Genomic DNA, 18,722 nt, shown 5'->3' with positions numbered 1-18,722 from the left:
GCCAAGTTATTCGGCGGCAGCATCCGCTTCAAAACGGCCGATTTTCGTTCTGGTGAGTATCCCACGTCATTGTCCTATCCCGCCCACCTGAAAATTAGAGAAAAATAGAGCAGCGGACAACATCCCTGACAGAGGGGGCCAGCACCAGGCCGGACTTCGCCGGAAGCGGTCATAGGCCATCTCTTGCCGAATCACGGATTAGGGACATTTTCTCGACTTGAAGGCGGGACCAATCGGGACTGAGGTCATCTGCTAGCGACGGCTTCAATCATTAGTGACTCAACCGGGCAATTGGGAGCACGCGATTTGCACCGCCGCGTGACTGGAGGACCCTGCGACCAGCGTTGCCATAGTTCCAGGATTTTGAAGTGGTGTCATGGCTTGGTCGAGAGTGTCGCCGTCTCCGATATATCTGAACAGCTGACGAGCACAGTCGATTTCACGAACTGAATAGCTAGAGCCCGATGATCCTGTTCTTCGCGTCGTCGCAACTAAAAGCCCTTCGTCATTCTTCACGACCGAAAGCAGCTGATATTCAGCTCTCGAGTCTGCAGGCACATCGAATGCGATCTCCTGACCGGTTGCAGCAGAAACTGTTTCAGTGATTTCACCTTCTTGGCCCGGTTCCACATTGTCCTTCTGACGTTCTGTTCCAGCAGACTCCGAGACTTTATCAGGTTCGGCCCCACATGCCACAAGCGCCGTACCTAGGAAGACGAAACTCAGTAGTGGTTTCCGCAATGATCCAGCTCCTACAAGGAACTGTTCAAGCTGTACGAGTCTATTGCGTCGTCAAGCGTCAATTGGAGAAAACGATCACATCTGAATGATGGCGTGGCCTGGTTGGAAGCGAACAGCCATTCGCGCCACCGCTGTCGCGCGACTGAAACGGACAAAACTGGGCGTAGAACTTTCTCAACGATCAGGCACTATCGTTTCGATTGGATCGAAACCGGAGCAAGTCATGGACAAAAGCAAGATCATTTCTGACTTCGAGCATTCGTTTAACTCGAAGCGAACCGTCTCCACTACCCTACTATCCGTAGTCACCGTGTTCGGCGGAACTTCACTGATGTTGGGATTGGTTGGCTTAGCACTCAGCGTCGGAAGCGGGGTTTCTGTCGCATTCGATACTATGACCATTGCGGCGCTGGTTGGATCGCTAGTCGCTGTTTGCCAAGGCGCCGTGTTGGTTCTCGTGGGCGAAATTGGCTGGGTGGTGAGAGACCACTCAGGAATACTTCGCCGCGTTTCTGCTGGAATGTTGAAGCCGACCGCCGCGCTCAACAATTAGCAAAAGCCTTTGCGAGCGCCACAGTAAACCGCGCCGGGTTTGCAGGAGCCTATTGGCTGGGTTTACTCCAGTCAGGTTGGACCCCTTAGCGCCGAAAAGTCGTTGAGCCAGACTTCTGCCGGAGGGTCCTGGCAGGCCGTTTAGGGCCAGGTCGGATCTGATCGTCATCGGTGGCGAGCGGCAGGGTCAATCGGTTCGTGTCGTTCGGCTGCGTCGCCCGCACCAGGCCGGACTTCGCCGAAATCGGTCATCGGCTGCCTGTGGTCGAATGAAGGAGTAAGAGGAAATTCTCGACTCAAGTGCGGGACCGATCGGGGCTAAGGACAGAAGGGGCGCCGCTGAACCCAGACGAAAACCGGCCGCAGCGTTCTGCTGCGACCTGCCGCGTTCAGGGATGATCCAGTGGATCAGTAGGTAACGCGAACACCGAACACGAAGCTTCGGCCGAACTCGTCATATTGCGACAAGCGGTTCTCATTGCCGTGATAGTAGTATTCTTCCGCATCCGTCAGGTTCTTGCCTTCGAGATAGACCTGGAAGTTGTCGTTGATGGTATACTTCGCCGACGCTTCGACCAGAGAACGGTCGTTGGTGTAGCGGTCGACATTTTCGCCGAACAATTCATCGAGATAGTCGTCACGGAAGTTTGCAGACACGCGCAGATCCCAAGGGCCCCTTTCATATCCAAGGGCGATATTCCAGATGGTATCCGACTGTTTCAGGAACGGAACCTTGCGACCGTCCGGAAGCGTGCTTTCCGAATCGGTGAAGGTCAGGTTGGCAGAGGTCAGGAAACCCTCCAGCGCAGGAACAAGGTCGCCAAGGTTCTGCACATAGTTGAACTCGACGCCGCTGACTTCCGACGATCCGACGTTCACGAAGGTCTCGACCTCCGCAAGCGTTGCAAGCTGGGCGGTGCTGAGGAAGCTCAGATCGATTGAAGCCGGCACATCCGCCAGATCAAACGTTACCGGGAAAATGGCATTGTCGATCTGTTTGACGAACACGCCAGCGGAAATCACCGACAGCTTGGTGGGGTAGAACTCGATCGAAAGATCGAAGTTGTCAGCCTCGTAAGGCTTCAAGTTCGGATTGCCAATGAACGCCGCATCCTGATCTTCGTTGAACACGGCAACTGGCGCCATTTCACCGAAGGCCGGACGAACGATTGCACCATAGTAGGCAGCGCGACCGAAGATGTTTTCAGCGAACTGATATTTGACGTTCACACTCGGTAAGGCGTTTGTGTAGTCGTCCGAGAACTTGCGTTCGGTGACGTTGGTCGGATCGTCGCCCTCAGTGAAGATATTACCGCGGCTATCAATATTGGTCTGCTCCACACGCACGCCGGCTACGACCGTAAGCGGACCATTTTCGAACGTCCCCATTCCGTAAACAGCCAGGATATCTTCCTGAATGTTATAGTCCGCCGAGAGGCTTTCGAATGCGGAGGCCGCATCGTCGCGATCGGCTGCGGTAACCGTATTGCGAAGACCGCGCGTCAGGTTTGCGCTCGGCCATGTCGGTATGAAGTTGGGCAGACGCCATCCCGGAATTTCGTTGTTATTATCAATGAAATCGCTCAGCACTTCGCCTGGCTCATAGATATCCAGATTGACGTCGCGCACCTTCTCTCGGGTCCGGTATTTCAATCCCCCCTTCCATTCCACCGGCATGCCCATGAAAAGGCTGTCGCGGCTAATGTTCAACTTGCCAGCAAACTCGGTGTCTTCGTTGGTCGTGAACTCACGCTCGAAGGCATCCAGCTCGTAATTGTTGGGATCCAGAAGGAACGAAAGGGCCTGACCGGAAATGATCGGTGTCTGCGGGTTCGAATAGTCGAGCGTGATTGAACCGATAGTGTTGTTGCGTTGTTCCGGCGTGGAACGAAAGGCAACGTCGTGGTTATCGCTGTCGTCTTCCTCAGCGTAGGCGTAAGAGGCTTCGTAATCGAAGTTCCAGTCGGCGAGGCGCGTGTCGCCTCCCAATGCAATGGTCTGGATTTTACGAATTTCCTTGCGCACGCGCACTTCCGCATCGACTTCACCGCGGCGAATCGAAACGGATGTCGGCGTCGCAGATACGATTTCCTCGTCGAACTCGCGGAATTCGAACTTGTTGCGAACCTCGTCGTCTTCATACTGGTTAAACAGGGTGCGCAAATAAAGATCTGTATTCTCGCTCGCGCGATACTCAAGGTTTCCGACGAAGCCGTAGCGGGTGCGGGTCAGGTCATACCAGCGCATTTCATAATCGTCGTTCGGCACGAAGAACGTGCCCGCTTGCGGCACCAGGAAGTCGGCGCCATCGACTTCGCCCCAACCGCCGGTTTCGTTATTGTGCGATTCAATGCGAAGGTCCTGATAGTTGAACGAAAGAGCGACGCCCAGCTTGTCGCCGAAGGTTTCTGAATAGGTCAGCGTGCCCTTGGGCGAAATCTCTTCGGTGATCTCATTATACTGACCTTCGATCTTGGCACGAATGAACCGTCCGTCGCGGTCGAATGCGGAAATGGTTTTCAGGTTGATGACGCCGCCGATGCTGTCGCCGTCGACATTCGGGGTCAATGATTTCTGGACTTCGATTGTGTCGAGCAGGTCCGAAGGCACGCCGTCCAGCAGAACGCCGCGGCGGTCTTCCGGCGACGGGATGCGCACACCGTTGATGCTCGACGAGATCAAGTCAGTGTTGATTCCGCGGATCGACACATAACGGCCTTCGCCCTGGTCTGTTTCGATCGACAGGCCCGGCACGCGCGACAGCGAATCGGCGACCGTCGTGTCGGGGAAGTTGCCAAGGCCGTCGCTGTCTATGACGTTGATCAGCGCATTGGATGCCCGTTGCTGGTTGATCGCGCCGGCCTGGGCGGCGGCGGAGCCGACGACGAGGACGTTATCAAGGTAGCGCACATTTTCACCAACCGAGAGATCGACGACGATCTCGCCGGTCTCGGCCACCGAGATCGCGCGGGTCAGGCGCGGCGCGCCGACATAGGACACTGACAGCGTGTAATCGCCGGCGGGCACGTTCGAGAAGCGGTAGCTGCCGAATCGGTCAGACGAAGTTGAACGGCCGATCTCGTCGATCGAAACGAGTGCGCCTTCGAGCGGCGCAGTGCCGGTCGAATCCTTGACGGCGCCGCGCACAACGTCGGCATGCGCCGCACTGACGCCCAAGCCCAGGCAGAGCGTTGCCAGGCTCGCGGTGGTGAGAAGATTGAATCTGGATTTCACGTTAGCCCCCGGCGGAAAATGAATTGAAACTTAACCCAACCCGACGCTAGCATCGGTTTGTCGCAGCGCTGTGACGCTTCCTTCTGGTTTTTATGACAGTCTCTTTTTTGCCACAGCGCACTTGCCTGAATCGAAACGGCGTTTCTATTTGCCACCCTGGAGTGCGCAGCATTCGTGCTGTCATACAGCCATGACAGTCGTTTTCTTGTCACAGCATGGCGCTAGGGGCGCGCAAGATCATTTGCCGAAGGAGTTTACCTGATGATTCGTCTCTCTCTTCTCGCCGCCGGTGCGGCTGTCTGTCTGGCGTCCTGCGCCTCGGCGCCGCGCTTGATCGAAGGACAGGCTCTGGTTACAGCCGCCCTGGAGACGTCGCCCGCCGGGGCGCGCGGTGACGCGGCCGACGATCCCGTTCTCTGGTTGGACCCGGCCGACGCCGCGAAGTCCCTCATCCTCGGCACCAACAAGCAGGAAGGTCTCGTTGTGTTCCGCCTTGACGGCAGCGAAGCCCAGCGCCTCCCGATCGGCCTGATCAACAATGTCGACCTCCGTCAGTTTGCGGACAATTCCTATGATGTTGCCTTCGCCAGCAATGACCAGTTCAACGCGATATCGGTCTTCTTCATCGACCGGGCGACCGGCACGGTCACACATGGCGGTGATGTGCCAACCGGCAAGATCGAGCCTTACGGCATTTGCTCGGGCCGCGAGGACGACCGGGATTATGCCGGCGTGACGTACAAGGACGGAACCATACAGATCTTCGCGGTGTCGGCTGCGCCAGGCGCGCTGTCCGGCGAACTTTTGAAAACCGTGAAACTGGACACCCAGCTGGAAGGCTGCGTGTTCGATGAGGCGCAAGGCTTGATGTTTGTCGGCGAGGAAGACCGGGGCCTCTGGAAGGTCGCCTACCGCGACGCGGCGCCTGCGCCGGAGCTGATCGACGAAGTCGGCGGCCAGACGGGCCTTGTGGCCGACGTGGAAGGCGTGTCGCTGTGGCGCGGCCAGGCCGGCGCAGGCTGGATCGTGGCTTCCGCGCAGTCCGACAATCGCTTCATCGTTTACAACCGCAAGGCGCCGCACGCGCCGATGGGCAGCTTCTCGATCGGGAAGAACGCGGCGCTCGGCATTGACGACGTCACGCACACCGACGGCCTGGACATCTTCTCCGGCGCCCTGCCCGGCTTTCCGCGCGGCGTACTGATCGTCCAGGACGATGGCAACCCGCAATCCGGTCAGGACCAGAACTTCAAGGTCGTGAACTGGGCCGATATCGAGGCCGCGCTCGGCCTGCCGCTTGTCGAAGCGGAATGATGCCTAACCGACGCTCAGCGCCAGCAACCGGCTGATCTGGGCGCGCGGCAGGGCGCTTTCGGCGTGATACTCGTTAAGGGCGGCCTGGAGCTGCGCCAGGTCGCCCTTTCTGGTAGCCGCCGGCTTGGCCAAAACACCCTCACGCACGAGGGCCGCGCAGACATGGCCCGACGCGATCCAGGCATTCCACCCAGTAAAGCGCAGGAAGTATTGCAGCTCGCCCCGCCAAGGCGCGAGCCGCGCGCGTTCAGCACATTCATCAGACCCACCTGATCGTCTGCTGGCCAACTGGCGAGGAACTTGCCGAAGCCGCCCTCCATGGCTTCGGCCCCGGCCACGAAGCGTGCGTTCTCAAGGCTCGCCTTGATCTTTTGTCGATTGCGGACGATGCGCGGATCAGAGACAGGCTGGTCCATCATCTCTTCGCCAAAAAAAGCCAGCTTTCCGGGATCAAATCCCTCGAATGCCGCCTCGAACCCTTCCCACTTCGCCTCGATGACCTTCCAGTTGAATCCGGCATTGAACACGCGCTTGGTCATCACCGACAGAAGCCGGTCCGCCGGCACTTTTGCGAGATTGCGTGCGGCAAGCGTGTTTGCTGATTGTTCGATCACGGATTTCTCGCCGCCATGATAAGCGGCGGCAAGTTTCAGGACCGAGCCGAACTTTCGGGCCACCAGGGTAGCCCTCCTACTAGAGTGCGGTCTGGTAGACCTTAGCATAATCATCTGCGCTCATCGGGCGCGGGTTGCCGAAATGCGCGAGATCCTTGAGCGCATAGTCGACGATGCCGGAGCCGTCGGTTGCGTCAAGGCCCATCGCGGTCAGGTTTGCCGAAATGCCGATGGCGTTGTTGAGGTCTTGGATCGCGCCGGCAAGGTCTGCGCCGGCCTTCAGGCCCATGACCTGTCGAAGGCGGACGTATTTCTCGACCGCTGCGCCTTCATGGAAGCGTAGGATGTGAACCGCGCCGGCAACGCCTGAGTATTTTTAGCTGGGTTTCGGAAGCGATGGTCTACTTCATCACTGCGGAGTGGTCGGTACAAGCTTATGCCGCAAGAGCGTTCCTGGTCGGCAGCATTGGGCCAACGACTGTCGGCCATAGGGGTGACGTCGTATGACTGTTCATGCTCCAACAGACGTCGTCCGAATATCCAACTTCTTGTGCTAGGTTTCGGCTACGTTGGAGACAAAGAGCAGCAGCATCAATTGTTGGGGACCGCGGGCTGGCGATTTCTCAACACAAAGAATTCGCGCTGAGCGTGTGAAATCTCAGACTTCGATTGATCGGCAAAAATTTTCAGATTAAAGTCCCTTCTGGGTCGAAAGATCCGAAAGCGCAAATTGCGCTCGACAGGCAATATCGCAGATCAAAACCCCCGCGATCATTGCCAAGTTTGGACTTGATGTTTCATCCTTACACGCATCGTTTTGATGCCTGGGGTGTGACACCCACTTTCCTTCCTACCTGACAAAAACTCAGACCATTCGCCCTGATCAATATTAGACATTTTTTCAGGGCGTCAGAACAGAGCCTCTGTGAAAATTCCCATTATTTCAGGCAACCATCAATAAATATCATTATGATTGAATACTAACACTATCAATGTTGGTATCCGAATGAGATGTTATATAGCGATGATCCCGCTCCAGATCCTCAGCGCCTGGCTCACCAGATTTCCAGCTATGCCGGTAAGATTCTGCATACACCGATGAAAGTCGAACCTGAATCCGCCCCGTCGGATTTGCCGGTTTTTCTGACGCGTGCCTATAGCTTCTACCGCGCGGACATTGTCGGACGGGCGTGCCTTCTGATGCTCGCGAACAAAGCGGCGGGCATCGCGAATACTACCGGTTCCACAAGCCGAAAGACCCTGAGTTCCTGTTTATGGCCGAGCTCTTCTCAAAGAAGCCTGATGGAGTCTAACTTCCCGAAGATACCGACATCATCAGGCTGGCTGCACATGCTGACGATCACGCTTGGCAACCTGACTTTTGGAAAGCTTCTCCTACATTGGCTCGTAGCCAACAAATCGCGAAAAGCTTAAAATGCGCTATCCCACACGTCAGGCCCAAGTATCATCTCGGACCGATCCGGATTGTCTGGTAACTGGAGCGCTATAAGCGATCAAAGTCTCGGACGCGGGTGTCGATCGCACCCTCCCGCGCCACAGCCCGAACCGCTTGCCTCGCGGGGCCCGCTTGGGAAAGGCGCACACCTTCATTCAGAGACGTGCACGGGCTCACCGTCGAAGGCTTTCGGCCAGAAAAGTCGCAAAAGGCTTGATGTCCTGATTGGCACTTGCTGCTTCGAGCGCTGCCATATAGGCGTCCCGCTGCTCAACCTTAATGACGAGCCAGGGATAACCAGCCGCTGCCAGCATGACATTCATCAGAAAGCGTGCCGTCCGCCCGTTTCCATCGGGAAAGGGGTGGATATAGACGAAGATAAAATGTCCGAGCACGACCCGCGCTATCACGTCAGTTTCTTCGCGCAGCAGGTTGAAGAAGGCAGGCATCGCATCCCTCACCGCTTCGACATTCAGCGGAACATGCTGTGACCCTCTGATATAGACCGGGTGGTTGCGATAGCCGGCAAGCTGAGCGGCGTTCAGAATACCAGCCTGAACACTTTGCCCGAACAGGGCCTGGTACCACGTTTGAAGATCACGCTTGACGATCTCACCCGGATTCTCCCCATGCATCACATCTCTGACCGACGTTTTGACGGTCTCAAACGCATCGACATATCCTTTAGCCGCCAAAGCGTCGCGCTGCTCTCTGTCGGACGCGATCATGTCCGGATTCCAGTCACCCGATCTGACTTTCTCAATCAGATCATAGCTAACCTGATATCCCTCAATGGAGAGGGAATGATACGCGTCTGACGGCAACACGACATCCATGTTTGCGATAAAGGCGTCCGGATCGTTTTGACGTGCCGGTTCTGGAAAATCTGCATCAATGTCTGCTTTCATTTTTGCCCAAAGCAGGCGGATCCTATTCACATAGGGTGAGACGTCTCGCAGAGGGATGGCGAATGCGGCGTCGGCGTCGAAGGGATTGGTTTCTATAACCTTGTTACCCGCGGCAATCATTGCGCTTTCAATTTGGTCAGCAAGGTCGTTCCGCTCAATTGACCGCAGCGCGCCCATGAGGCGCCCGGCGCGAATCACCTGGCTGTTTTCCAGCAACAGGCGCAACACGCCAGAGGCGTCCTTGACTGCGGCGAGGCAGGTGCGCGCCTCGACGGGGTAATTCCGATAGAACGCCTCTGGCACCGCCACCAGGGCGGCATCGAGGGTATAGATCCGCAGACCATTCAATTGTGTTTGATCCGTTGCATCTGGAAGATCAGCAGCCACGTCGTAGATGCTTGAGCCGTGCAACAGCCCGGTCGACTTGTTGCTGGCCCCTTTTGCTCGCACCAGAAGTTGATTTGGCACGGTCCAGTCTCCGGCGTGAAGCAGAAGGGATTGCTGGGGCGACAAACACCATGCCGTTTCAAATCGATTGGTGAGGTAAGTTTTGCAAAACTCCCAATACGCGGCATACCAAGCGGTCGTATCTCCATCGCGTTCTCCTGGACGAGATGAGAGATACCAGCCTCTCATAACCTGCTTTATGAAACCGGCCTGCTTCAGTCGCTCCATATGCGTGCGGCTCATATCCTGTGTCTGGAACACGGCGCTCCCCTGATCCTGCAGATCTTTCAACACACGCAGAGATTCGGCCAGTTTTTCGTTCGGTTTTGCCATCTGGTTTTCAGCTCAATGTTTTGAGCCCTGTTCCTCGAATAATTGTTCGTAAAAGACGCTATATAATTATTCGTAATAGATGTCGATTATTTATTCGTAAAAGACGACGAATATTTACTTGTAAAAATGGAATGAAAAGCACGACCGAGAATCGAGATCCAAATGCGCTAACCGGCACCGCGTCATGGACGGGGTGCCGGTTAGCGCGATCGCGCAGATTCCTTGCGACTGAATAGAAAGCGCAACACGGCCTTGAAAGACGAATGGCGGTGACGGCTCCAGATGGAGCCGTCACCTGGCAATTTCAGTCCTTCGGGTTCCAGAGGATCACGTGCCGGCCTTTCTTGCCTTTAACGGGCGCAAGGTTCGCGTAGATCTTGCGCGGACCGATCTGCGGATCCGCGAGGGTGATCGAGACATAATCGCGTCCCGATGCTTTCGCCTTGCGCATCCACCCGCCACCGATTTCTGTCGCGGTGTCCCCGGCGAAGATGCGGTAGTCGGGCTGGCCGTCTGCGGCTTTCTCGCCGTTCTTCTCGATGCGGATGGGGCTTGTGAGGTTCATCATTGCGAGGGCGCCCTCGAAGCCGGTTTTGGTTTCAGAGACATATCCAAGTGCGTTTGCCATTGTGTAATTCCTTTCGTTTTTGCGCTTGTCTCGGGGACCCCTTGTCCCCGTCGACGCCCGACCGAAAGGACGGCGCAGGACGGGTTTGAACCGCTTGCGCGGCGAAACGCAGTGGAGCACCGGCGCGGCGATGAATTTTGATCCGCGAGGAGGCGCAAAGCGCCGGGGAAAATTCTTGCGCCGGGGCCGGTTTCACAGCCCGGCCGGCGTCGTCCAGGTCACACGGCAAGAGACGGGAACAAGGGGGCCGATACGCGAGGCCACAAAACGAATGGAACAGGACTGGCGGACAGTTCCGGATGCAAGGTGGTACCCAAAGACGGGCGATTTTTTGGCGCCCTCATCCATGAACCATAAACTGCCACAGCACCTCAGCATGAAGGAATGATACGCGAAAGCCGCCCGATGCCTGGCATCGGACGACTCCCGATCCGCCAGAAAAGGAGACTGAATCCTAAGGCGGCGTCTGGCTCTGCGCAGGTCTCCGCGTCTGGCTGCGCATTGTCCCGGCCATCCTCGAACAGACCTGCAATCCGTTCCCTGGCTTTAGCAGGCGCGCGTCTCGAGATTCGAGAAGGTCGCACAAAGGCGCTGCGCGGCCCGGCGACCGATCGCGATGGCGTCAGGAAGAAGGTCATCTGCGACGTCCGTCAGGTGTGCATTATCCGAACCCGGATAATTGGCTTCGACGCCCCATAGACTGATGGCGTGCTCGTCCAGTATGACACCGTCCAGCGATACCGAGAGGACAATGCCACAATAGAACCAGTCGCCGCGCCGCCATGCCTCCATGATCGCCTCAGCTTCGGCCTGTGCCTTGGCAAAGCGCTCCCGGAAATTGTTTCCGGGGCCGATAAATCCCGGCGCATCCTTGTAGAGGGAAGGCCAGAATCCGTCCTGGCGCTGATCTGGCGCGTCCGGGCTATCGTCGCGCTCGATGCGCGCGACGATCCGGAACCCGTCCTGTTCGCAAGCGATGCAATCGCCCTCGCATACGAACCTGTCAAAGCGTTCCGTGAAAGCCATCTCTAACGGCTCCAGAACACGTGGACTTCATCGAAGCCCGTCTGGAACACCATGATCTCACCATTGAGGGCCATGTCGCGGGCGAGCGCTGTCCAGTCTATGTAATAGTCGAGCGAAGCCGGGATTTCTGTCCCGCTATCCCGCATGGATTCCTCGGCAAAGTCTGCCGCGCTGCGATATTCTCCGGCATAGTCCTCGAAGGCAGCGCGCGCCTGTTCAAGGTCGTCACCGAAATGCCGATACAGCTTCGCGCCGACCTCGCCATGCTCACCAAGAAAGTCGGCAAGGTCGCAGACGGTTTCGAATGAGGCGTATTCAGACAGGCTTGCGCCTTGAAAGCCCTCATAGTCGTGAATGGCCCATTCCTCGGCATCGGGCTCGGGGCTCGCCGCCAGCATGGCACGCACCCCAGCCCTGATCTCGTCAGGTGTGGTCGCATCAATCCAGCACCCATGCAGGCGCCCATTATTGTAGGCGGCAAGGCAGGCCACGTAGATGCGGGGACGGTCTGGAACCGTGAGAGCGGTAGCTGTTCCAAGGGGCGCAGCGGTTGTAAATTGGTCAGTCATGTCAGTCTCCTTTGCGCCGCCCGGCGTTCTTTCCCGCATCAGGCGGGGGTGGGCGGCGAAAAGGTGCATCGCCGGAGCGCATAAGGGCGCCGCGCAAGGGGATAGCCGTAGGTAGGAAACCTAAAGACGAACAACCACGACATGGACCCGCCCCCTTGCGCGGGGACCGCGCTCTGGCAGACGCACCGTCCGCCCACTTCCGACTGTGTGGGAGAGATAATGAGGCGCAGGGGGACTGCTGATGGCATCGATGGCTTTGCAGCTTTTGACGTAGCATGGCGCGGCATCCAGACAGTCAGAGCCGACTCGAGCCCCTGTTATCAGGGATTGCGATCTGCATCGTTCGTCACGCCTTATACGAAGATCCTTGGACTCAGAGGCTCAATTCAGCGCCCGTGACCCCTCTGGCCAACGGACAGTGGGAAGCACGGGTGCGCGACCTGCCGGTGAGCCCCAGCCCCATGCCTGAAGCCGGACTTTCTGATCCCTCAGTGAGACGAGCCGGGCCGGCCAGAAGAACGGCTTTTGCCCACCTCAAGACGTCCATTCCGGCCGGACAGCTCCGCCTCCGGCGGACTGGTCGTGAAGAAACCAGCACGCTTTCAAATCGTGTTTCTCCGTGTACATTTGTAGCGGTATGGCCGGCTCTCAGGTTCAGGCCGGGGGCCTAGAGTATGCCAAATTGCGCCACACCAAGGCAATCATTGGGATATGGAGACGAACGGCAACCACGCAGTGCAACACAAACTGTTGGCATATTCTCTCACAACGCGTTGCATAACCTCGGACAATATCTATTCAGGTCCGAGGTTTAATAACGTCCAGATGCCGGCCCAAAGCCATCGATTTCAAGATCTGTCAGCGGCTTGGCCAGTTTGTATTGTTCAGACGGGCAAAGTCTGAGTCATACCAAATCGTTGCCCCTCAGGGCAATCAGAGGGGTATCGATAAATTAAAATTATCAAATAAAACCCAGCTACTGGTGCAGAAGAGGACTCGAACCTCCACTCCCTTACGAGAACTACGACCTGAACGTAGCGCGTCTACCAATTCCGCCATCTGGGCACGGGGTAGGAAGGCGGGGTATTACGGTTCGAAGCGAGGAACGTCAACGGCAAAACTGCTCTGACCTGACGTCGTTTCAACAGACCTGGAGAGTACCCTAAAGGGATACATCTCCTGAGCCGTCCCGGATGACGTCACACGCGCCCGGCCAGGCTCTCCGCCCGCCCGGACACCAGGCTTTCCACCCCCGACATCGCCTCTCTTTCACCCGTCTCCAGATCAAAACCCGCCGCTACGTTCCCCGCCTGCTCCAGCACCAACCCACATAATGCCTTCACACGCCGCCGGATGAACGGCTCTGTCAGGCCGGTCTCTTCGGCAAACCTGGCCCAGTCCCGCGCCTGGATGTCTTCCAGTGCGGCCCGCTTCGCAATCTTCATCGCGAGCCGTGGACTGAGTTCAGGATAAGCGACGGTCGAAAGGAGATCATAGAGCGGCGCGAGCGTCGTGCTGCCATCATAGAGAAGGCTGTAATTCTTCCCGTGTGCGTCCGCATTTCCAATAATCAAATTGAAGATTGCCGCATCGAAGAGTTTGAGGACTTCAATGGCGGGCCGGGTCGCCACACGTCGCAGGAGCGCAAAAAGATCCCGGAAGACCGGGCCGCCATCGGATGCGTATTTGCGTGCGGACGTGAACCCAAGTGCCTGACAGAAATCCTCCTGATGCAGGCGCGTGACGCGTCCGTCGTCACCCATCACGCGGTCATAGCGCCGGACGAGCAGGAAAGGCGCGCCCCCGGCTCTGAGGATTTCGACCTCGGCCACCTGGAGCCCGATCAGGTGCGCAAGGCGCATCCCATAGGCCTCGTTTTCGGTCGTGCCTTCGAACCTTTTGATCGGCGGTTTCAGGATGTGCGTCGTCGGCTGGCCTGGCGCTGGCAACGCGATGCCATCCGGCGTCAGGATGACGGGGAGTTTCGCCTGGGCGCCTGCCAGCGAGAGTCGCAAGCCCTCCTCGCCTGCCAGCATGGGGCGCTTGGGCAGGGAGTCGATCAGGACGCGCAGCGCCTTGTCAGACAGAGGTTTTGGCGTGAACGGGACTTCCAGGGCCGGCGGCTCTTCGCCGTCCGGCCAAAGCGACAATGCGCCTGCAACTTCCCCGCCCAGCATTTCAAGCAGACGAAATTCATTGCGCTCAGAAACGCCGAGCGCGGCGGCGACATTCTGTCTCTGGCTTTCTTCTGGCAGGATGCCTTCGAAGAAAGGCAGACATTCACGCCGGGAGAACGGCCCCTCCTGTAAAGGCAATGACACGGAGATTGCCCTTGCATCGCTCCGGGCAAGCCAGTCAGGCAGATAAGCAAAGCCCACCTCGCCATGCGTGTCGACCGACAGGGTCCCGACGGCCTCCCTCCCCCACCAGAGCGTGAGCGCGCGCGTGGTCATCGGCGATCCTCCGGTGTGGTAATGCTCAGCGCACAACCGAGGACCGACAGGACATCGAGCATCTTGCCGATCTGCGCCGTCGGCTTGCCGCGTTCGAGCTCGACAAGAAAGCGCAGGCCAACGCCCGAGGCGGCGGCCAGTTCAGGCTGACGCAAGCCCTGCGCCTTGCGTGTCTTTCGGATGAGTTGGCCAATGTCTTCTGGTGTCATGAGCATAATTTCCCGTACGGGAAACATATGCCTGTCTTAGACTAAATGCAAGAAAAATATCCCGATCAGGACATCTACAGTCATTCCATCGCCAAGAACCCCGAACTTTCCCGTTCGGGACATAATTTTGACTGCGTCCCTTCAAAGTCCTAAAATGCCCCGAGCGGGGCACTTATCGAGCATTGTCCCCATGACCTGTCGTCGCGCCTGGACAAAAATGGCCCTCCAGAACTCGCGAGTAGTCGTTCTTACTGAAGCTATTCAGTATCGCTTGCGAACCGAAATCTGGGTGAAAAATTCAATCAGATTTCGCCACTCGCGAAAGTACGATCTCATCCCCAGCCCGCTCCGCCTTCAACGAGAACATAATCACCAGCGACCCGATAAACTCTTCGTCTTCGCCGACGCGAAAGCTCCCGCTCAGGCGCTCCGCACCGAGATCAGGATCGTCGATCCGGACCTTCATTCGTGCGTACCTGTTCAACTCGGTCACGACATCCGCCAGTAACATGTTGTCGAACCACACGGTACCGCTCCGCCATAGGCCCGCTTCTGAAGGATCGATTGCCGAAACCGATTCCAGTCCATTTTCCCGCATGACCAGTCTCTCTCCCGGAACGAGCGTTCGCCCGGCAGCGCCGTCCCGGGAAGCGGGGCGAAACCAATCCCACAATTCCGGCTCGGCTGGCACCGGGACGACGCCAACCGAACCTTCTATCAACGTGACCTCGACCGAGCCCGCCTTTGCATAGACGTCAAAAACGGTACCCAAGGCCGTCGTCTGGCTGCGGCTTGCCTCAACAATAAACGGCCGCTTCCCCTTCTCGACCTCGAACAGGGCTTGCCCATGAACCAGCCGGACATAGCGCTGGGACACTGTAAATGAAATTTCAGCCTCCGTATCGGTGTTGAGGGTCATCACCGACCCATCAGCGAGGTCGAAGGTGCGCTGCTCGCCAACCGATGTCGCGTATCGGATGGGTTCGTGATGAGAGACAGGCATAGCCGCAATGGTCGACACCGTCGCCAGCACCAAGGCCGCTGCAATCCCAGCTATCCACGCGGTCCTGGACCGCATCAATCGGCTTACCGACCCCGTCGGTGGCTCGGCCCCGCGCAAAGCGGATTGACCCATCCCGCCGTAAGCACGGGTCGTTCTCTCAAGAACAATCAGACTTGCCTCGATCTCCCGAAACGCAGCAGCATTTTGAGGGTCGCCCTCCCATTCGAGAAAGGCTTCCCACGTCTCGAGAGCGACGTCCGGATCCTGCAGGTCGCTGTACCAGCGGGCGGCCTCGCCAAGCCTGCCGGAATGGTCCTTGTTGCACGTCATCGGTTTTACTCGGTCTCGCTCGGACGGCGCTGGTCTGCACGCACAAGGCTCTTCGAGATGGCTGCCAACGCTCCGGTGATATCGCTCCGCACCGTTCTTGGTGACACCGACAGGCGCTGGGCGATCTCGCTATGGGTCAGGCGTTCAAACCGGCTGAGGCGCAGGGCCTCCCGCTGGCGATGTCCCAGTGCGGCAATGGCCGTCTCGGCAATCGCCAGCAATTGCGCATCAATGACTTGCGTCTCGGGCGTCGCAGACCGGGAGCAGGCGAGAACATCATCCAGATCGCCGATCTCGGCCGACGACCGCCTTTGTTTGGCATAGCCCGATTTGAGGTAGTCCAGCGTGAGGTTGCGCAAGGCCGTGAAGAGGAGCGGTCTCAGTTCGCCGATCCCTTTGTCGGGATAGGCGCGCCCCACAGACAGGAAAGCCTCCTGCACAAGGTCCTCGGCGTCAGGGACATTGCCTACACGTATCCGGCTGAATCTCAGGAGCTGGTCATATTGAAGTCGAAAGATCTCGTTGAGCGCCGCACTTCCCCTAAGCGCGAAAGACTCCCCCACCAGGGGACGTCTTTCAGCACGCGCATTACCCTGCTCCTGCATCGTCATTTGCGATCCGCCAGCCCATCAACGCCCTGCCCGCTTTTCCGGGCGAGCGCTTCGGCAACTTCGGCAATGGCATCAGCGAGGTCCTTCTTGACCGTCGAGCGCGAGACAGACAGGCGAATTGCGATCTCGTCATATGTCAGATGCTCGAAACGGTGGAGTTTAAGTACCTCGCGGCGGCGCGGCGGCATTGCCTCGATTGCCTGTTCGGCAATGGTGAGCAATTGCGCATCCATGAGCTGTGTCTCCGGTGTCACCGTACGGGGACAGCCGAGCCGGTCATCCCTTCCCAGCAACTCAACCGATGCCTGGCGGCGTTTTGTATTGCCGGATTTCAGGTAATTGAGAGTCAGGTTGCGGAGCGTCGTGAACAGGAGCGGCCGAAGTTCATCCATTGCCTTGTCGGGATAAGCACGCCGGACAGCGAGGAACGCATCCTGCACCAGATCCTCGGCGTCAATCGTGTTCCCGATCCGGATGCGGCTAAGCCTCACCAGCTGGTCAAACTGGTCGCGATACAATTCAGTGAACACATCTGCGCCAGGGAGACCACCAGCCTCAGGACTCTGCAGCGCGACGATCAAGATGAGACTCGCGCGACAAACAGGATGAGAACGCTTCGGGGCGGGAACGTAGGGAGGGCGTAGCCCGACTGGAGTTCCTGCCCCGAAGCGTAAGTATTTCAGAGCTTTCTGGTGCTCGCGGTCGGTGGGGTAAGCTGGCGATTTTTCCACTCGGAGGGATCGTTTCTTGCCCGGCTGCCACACAACCGACCATCAGATGAGGCTCTACATGAAGTACAGGAAGACCTACCGGGTCGCCGTCGCAGCCGCGAAGGCGTCGATCAGCCGAGCAACCGCCTATCGGATCGAGAAGGATCCAAGACCGCCTTCACAGAGGATCGAGGCGCGGGGCCGCCGGCGTCCTGATCCGCTGGCCGACATTTTCGATGCTGAAGTTGTGCCGATGTTGCAGGCAGCGCCGGGCATCCGGTCTGTGGCTGTTTTCGAAGAGATGATCCGGCGTCATCCTGATCTGGGTGAGGGCGTACGTCGCACGCTTGAGCGTCGCATCCGGGCCTGGCGCGCCATTCACGGCGAGGAGCAGGACGTCATCTTCCGCCAGGTGCAGGAACCAGGCCGGCTGGGACTTTCGGATTTCACCGACATGGCCGCGCTCGGCATCACCATTTCCCGCCAGGTTTTAGACCATCGGCTCTACCACTTCCGGTTGGCCTATTCCGGCTTTGAACACGCCCATGTTGTGCTCGGCGGCGAGAGTTTCGTCGCCCTCGCGGAAGGCCTGCAGAACGCACTCTGGTCGCTGGGCGGGGTGCCGCGCGAGCACCGTACAGACAGCCTGTCGGCAGCTTTCCGTAATCTGGACAAGGATGCGCGTGCCGATCTGACGAGCCGCTATGACGAGATGATCGCCCATTATGGCATGCTCGCCTCGCGCAACAATGCCGGCATTGCCCGCGAGAACGGTGCCATCGAGGGCCCGCACGGTCATCTCAAGCGCGCGATCGAGGACGCGCTCTTGCTGCGCGGATCGCGCGATTTTGATGACCTGGCTTTGTACCGTCGCTTCGTCGACGAGATCGTCAGTCGCCGCAATGCGCGCAATGCCAAGCGCATCGACGCAGAGCGGAGTGAGCTTCGACAACTGCCTGAGCGGCGCTCCGCTGATTATTAGGACCTCAGCGTGCGGGTCACATCTTCAGGCGGCTTCACGCTGCGCAAAGTCTTCTACACCGTGCCCTCGCGCCTCATCGGTCACCGTCTGCGTGTCCGCCTCTATGACGATCACCTGGACGTCTTCATCGGCGCCACACTTCTCATGACATTGCCGCGCGGGCGGGCGTCGTCTTCCGGCAAGCACGACCAGGTCGTCGACTACCGGCACGTCATCCATGCCTTGAAGCGCAAGCCGATGGCGCTGATGCGGCTCGTCTATCGCGACCAACTGTTCCCACGTGAGGCCTACAAGCGAGCCTTCGATCTTCTTGTCGAGCGTCTGCCCGAGCGTCAGGCCTGCCGGATCATGGTCGAGCTGCTTGGCCTCGCCCATGAGCGCGGTTGCGAGCGCGAACTGGCTGAGGAACTCGCGGCCTGTCTGGAGGCCGGCGACCTCCCCGACTTGAACCTTCTGCGGATCCGCTTTGCGCCCGATCCCGCCAGCCTGCCGCACGTCGCCGTCCAGCTGGAGTCGCTTCAGGCCTATGATGCGCTCTTCGGCTGCCAACCCGCACCCGTGACGGGAGAGGCAGCATGAAGAACACCGCAACCGACCCGGCT

16 protein-coding genes, 1 tRNA gene and 2 pseudogenes are annotated in these 18,722 nt (G+C 58.2%); 5 read left to right on the top strand and 14 right to left on the bottom strand.

The annotated features are described in order from the left end of the window. Positions 1–279 precede the first annotated feature (279 nt). Positions 280–741 carry a hypothetical protein gene (locus ACESNB_RS08895; RefSeq protein ID WP_373006411.1) on the bottom strand — a complete coding sequence of 154 codons (462 nt, stop codon included), beginning with the start codon at positions 739–741 and terminating at the stop codon, positions 280–282. A 223-nt stretch (positions 742–964) separates the two neighbouring features. Here ACESNB_RS08895 and ACESNB_RS08890 point away from each other — a divergent pair, with 223 nt between their 5' ends. Beyond that, a complete protein-coding gene (locus ACESNB_RS08890) occupies positions 965–1,294 on the top strand; it encodes a hypothetical protein (protein ID WP_373006409.1) in 330 nt (109 codons plus the stop codon). 407 nt (positions 1,295–1,701) lie between these two features. Here ACESNB_RS08890 and ACESNB_RS08885 read toward each other — a convergent pair whose 3' ends face one another. Further along, positions 1,702–4,527, bottom strand: coding sequence for a TonB-dependent receptor (locus tag ACESNB_RS08885; RefSeq protein ID WP_373006407.1), 2,826 nt, complete (start codon positions 4,525–4,527; stop codon positions 1,702–1,704). Positions 4,528–4,788: 261 nt separating this feature from the next. On the opposite strand from ACESNB_RS08885, the gene ACESNB_RS08880 reads away from it, so the two are divergent. Then, a complete protein-coding gene (locus tag ACESNB_RS08880; RefSeq protein ID WP_373006405.1) occupies positions 4,789–5,841 on the top strand; it encodes a phytase in 1,053 nt (350 codons plus the stop codon). A gap of 14 nt (positions 5,842–5,855) precedes the next feature. On the opposite strand, the gene ACESNB_RS08875 is transcribed toward ACESNB_RS08880, so the two are convergent. After that, the gene (locus tag ACESNB_RS08875) at positions 5,856–6,518 is read right to left on the bottom strand and encodes a DNA-3-methyladenine glycosylase I (RefSeq protein WP_373006403.1); all 663 of its coding nucleotides are present in this window, start codon (positions 6,516–6,518) and stop codon (positions 5,856–5,858) included. 16 nt (positions 6,519–6,534) lie between these two features. Continuing rightward, positions 6,535–6,801 carry an iron-containing alcohol dehydrogenase gene (locus tag ACESNB_RS08870; RefSeq protein ID WP_373006413.1) on the bottom strand — a complete coding sequence of 89 codons (267 nt, stop codon included), beginning with the start codon at positions 6,799–6,801 and terminating at the stop codon, positions 6,535–6,537. A gap of 665 nt (positions 6,802–7,466) precedes the next feature. On the opposite strand from ACESNB_RS08870, the gene ACESNB_RS08865 reads away from it, so the two are divergent. Together ACESNB_RS08865 and ACESNB_RS08860 are read left to right on the top strand one after the other, a co-directional pair. After that, on the top strand, positions 7,467–7,889 hold the full coding sequence (locus tag ACESNB_RS08865; RefSeq protein ID WP_373006415.1) for a hypothetical protein: 423 nt from the start codon (positions 7,467–7,469) through the stop codon (positions 7,887–7,889). 14 nt (positions 7,890–7,903) lie between these two features. Then, positions 7,904–8,061: pseudogene (locus ACESNB_RS08860) on the top strand (IS481 family transposase); the annotation flags it as partial. A 23-nt stretch (positions 8,062–8,084) separates the two neighbouring features. Here the strand turns inward: ACESNB_RS08860 and ACESNB_RS08855 are convergent. From ACESNB_RS08855 to ACESNB_RS08810, 10 genes are all read right to left on the bottom strand, one after another. Next, positions 8,085–9,599: a Fic family protein gene (locus ACESNB_RS08855; protein WP_373006401.1), complete on the bottom strand. Its 1,515-nt coding sequence runs from the start codon at positions 9,597–9,599 to the stop codon at positions 8,085–8,087. 304 nt (positions 9,600–9,903) lie between these two features. Further along, positions 9,904–10,227: a DUF736 domain-containing protein gene (locus tag ACESNB_RS08850; RefSeq protein ID WP_373006399.1), complete on the bottom strand. Its 324-nt coding sequence runs from the start codon at positions 10,225–10,227 to the stop codon at positions 9,904–9,906. 546 nt (positions 10,228–10,773) lie between these two features. After that, complete coding sequence (locus ACESNB_RS08845; RefSeq protein ID WP_373006397.1) at positions 10,774–11,253, bottom strand: hypothetical protein; 480 nt, start codon at positions 11,251–11,253, stop codon at positions 10,774–10,776. 2 nt (positions 11,254–11,255) lie between these two features. Next, positions 11,256–11,822, bottom strand: a complete 567-nt coding sequence (locus ACESNB_RS08840) for an antirestriction protein ArdA (protein WP_373006395.1) — start codon at positions 11,820–11,822, stop codon at positions 11,256–11,258. Between the two features lie 980 nt (positions 11,823–12,802). Continuing rightward, positions 12,803–12,887 (bottom strand) — tRNA-Leu (locus tag ACESNB_RS08835). 134 nt (positions 12,888–13,021) lie between these two features. After that, positions 13,022–14,275, bottom strand: a complete 1,254-nt coding sequence (locus tag ACESNB_RS08830; RefSeq protein ID WP_373006393.1) for a type II toxin-antitoxin system HipA family toxin — start codon at positions 14,273–14,275, stop codon at positions 13,022–13,024. Continuing rightward, positions 14,272–14,490 (bottom strand): helix-turn-helix transcriptional regulator, encoded by a 219-nt coding sequence (locus ACESNB_RS08825; RefSeq protein WP_373006391.1) that lies wholly within the window; start codon positions 14,488–14,490, stop codon positions 14,272–14,274. Before ACESNB_RS08825 ends, ACESNB_RS08830 begins: the two co-directional genes overlap by 4 nt. Before the next feature lie 292 nt (positions 14,491–14,782). Next, positions 14,783–15,817, bottom strand: a complete 1,035-nt coding sequence (locus ACESNB_RS08820; RefSeq protein WP_373006389.1) for a FecR domain-containing protein — start codon at positions 15,815–15,817, stop codon at positions 14,783–14,785. Between the two features lie 5 nt (positions 15,818–15,822). Continuing rightward, positions 15,823–16,380: an RNA polymerase sigma factor gene (locus ACESNB_RS08815; protein ID WP_373006387.1), complete on the bottom strand. Its 558-nt coding sequence runs from the start codon at positions 16,378–16,380 to the stop codon at positions 15,823–15,825. Positions 16,381–16,424: 44 nt separating this feature from the next. Beyond that, a complete protein-coding gene (locus ACESNB_RS08810) occupies positions 16,425–16,958 on the bottom strand; it encodes an RNA polymerase sigma factor (protein WP_373006385.1) in 534 nt (177 codons plus the stop codon). Positions 16,959–17,205: 247 nt separating this feature from the next. Between ACESNB_RS08810 and istA the strand changes: the two are divergent. Then, positions 17,206–18,699, top strand: a pseudogene (istA, locus tag ACESNB_RS08805) (IS21 family transposase). Positions 18,700–18,722 lie beyond the last annotated feature (23 nt).

The sequence above is a fragment of the Hyphomonas sp. genome (assembly GCF_041689225.1).
GTDB lineage: Bacteria > Pseudomonadota > Alphaproteobacteria > Caulobacterales > Hyphomonadaceae > Hyphomonas.
This window is presented reverse-complemented; position numbering and strand designations above follow the sequence as displayed.

Excerpts from the sequence above, each read along its gene's own strand:
- ACESNB_RS08890 (WP_373006409.1), top strand. The coding sequence starts at position 965 with ATGGACAAAAGCAAGATCATTTCTGACTTCGAGCATTCGTTTAACTCG.
- ACESNB_RS08880 (WP_373006405.1), top strand. The coding sequence starts at position 4,789 with ATGATTCGTCTCTCTCTTCTCGCCGCCGGTGCGGCTGTCTGTCTGGCG.
- ACESNB_RS08865 (WP_373006415.1), top strand. The coding sequence starts at position 7,467 with ATGTTATATAGCGATGATCCCGCTCCAGATCCTCAGCGCCTGGCTCAC.
- ACESNB_RS08855 (WP_373006401.1), bottom strand. The coding sequence starts at position 9,599 with ATGGCAAAACCGAACGAAAAACTGGCCGAATCTCTGCGTGTGTTGAAA.
- ACESNB_RS08850 (WP_373006399.1), bottom strand. The coding sequence starts at position 10,227 with ATGGCAAACGCACTTGGATATGTCTCTGAAACCAAAACCGGCTTCGAG.
- ACESNB_RS08845 (WP_373006397.1), bottom strand. The coding sequence starts at position 11,253 with ATGGCTTTCACGGAACGCTTTGACAGGTTCGTATGCGAGGGCGATTGC.
- ACESNB_RS08840 (WP_373006395.1), bottom strand. The coding sequence starts at position 11,822 with ATGACTGACCAATTTACAACCGCTGCGCCCCTTGGAACAGCTACCGCT.
- ACESNB_RS08830 (WP_373006393.1), bottom strand. The coding sequence starts at position 14,275 with ATGACCACGCGCGCGCTCACGCTCTGGTGGGGGAGGGAGGCCGTCGGG.
- ACESNB_RS08825 (WP_373006391.1), bottom strand. The coding sequence starts at position 14,490 with ATGCTCATGACACCAGAAGACATTGGCCAACTCATCCGAAAGACACGC.
- ACESNB_RS08820 (WP_373006389.1), bottom strand. The coding sequence starts at position 15,817 with ATGACGTGCAACAAGGACCATTCCGGCAGGCTTGGCGAGGCCGCCCGC.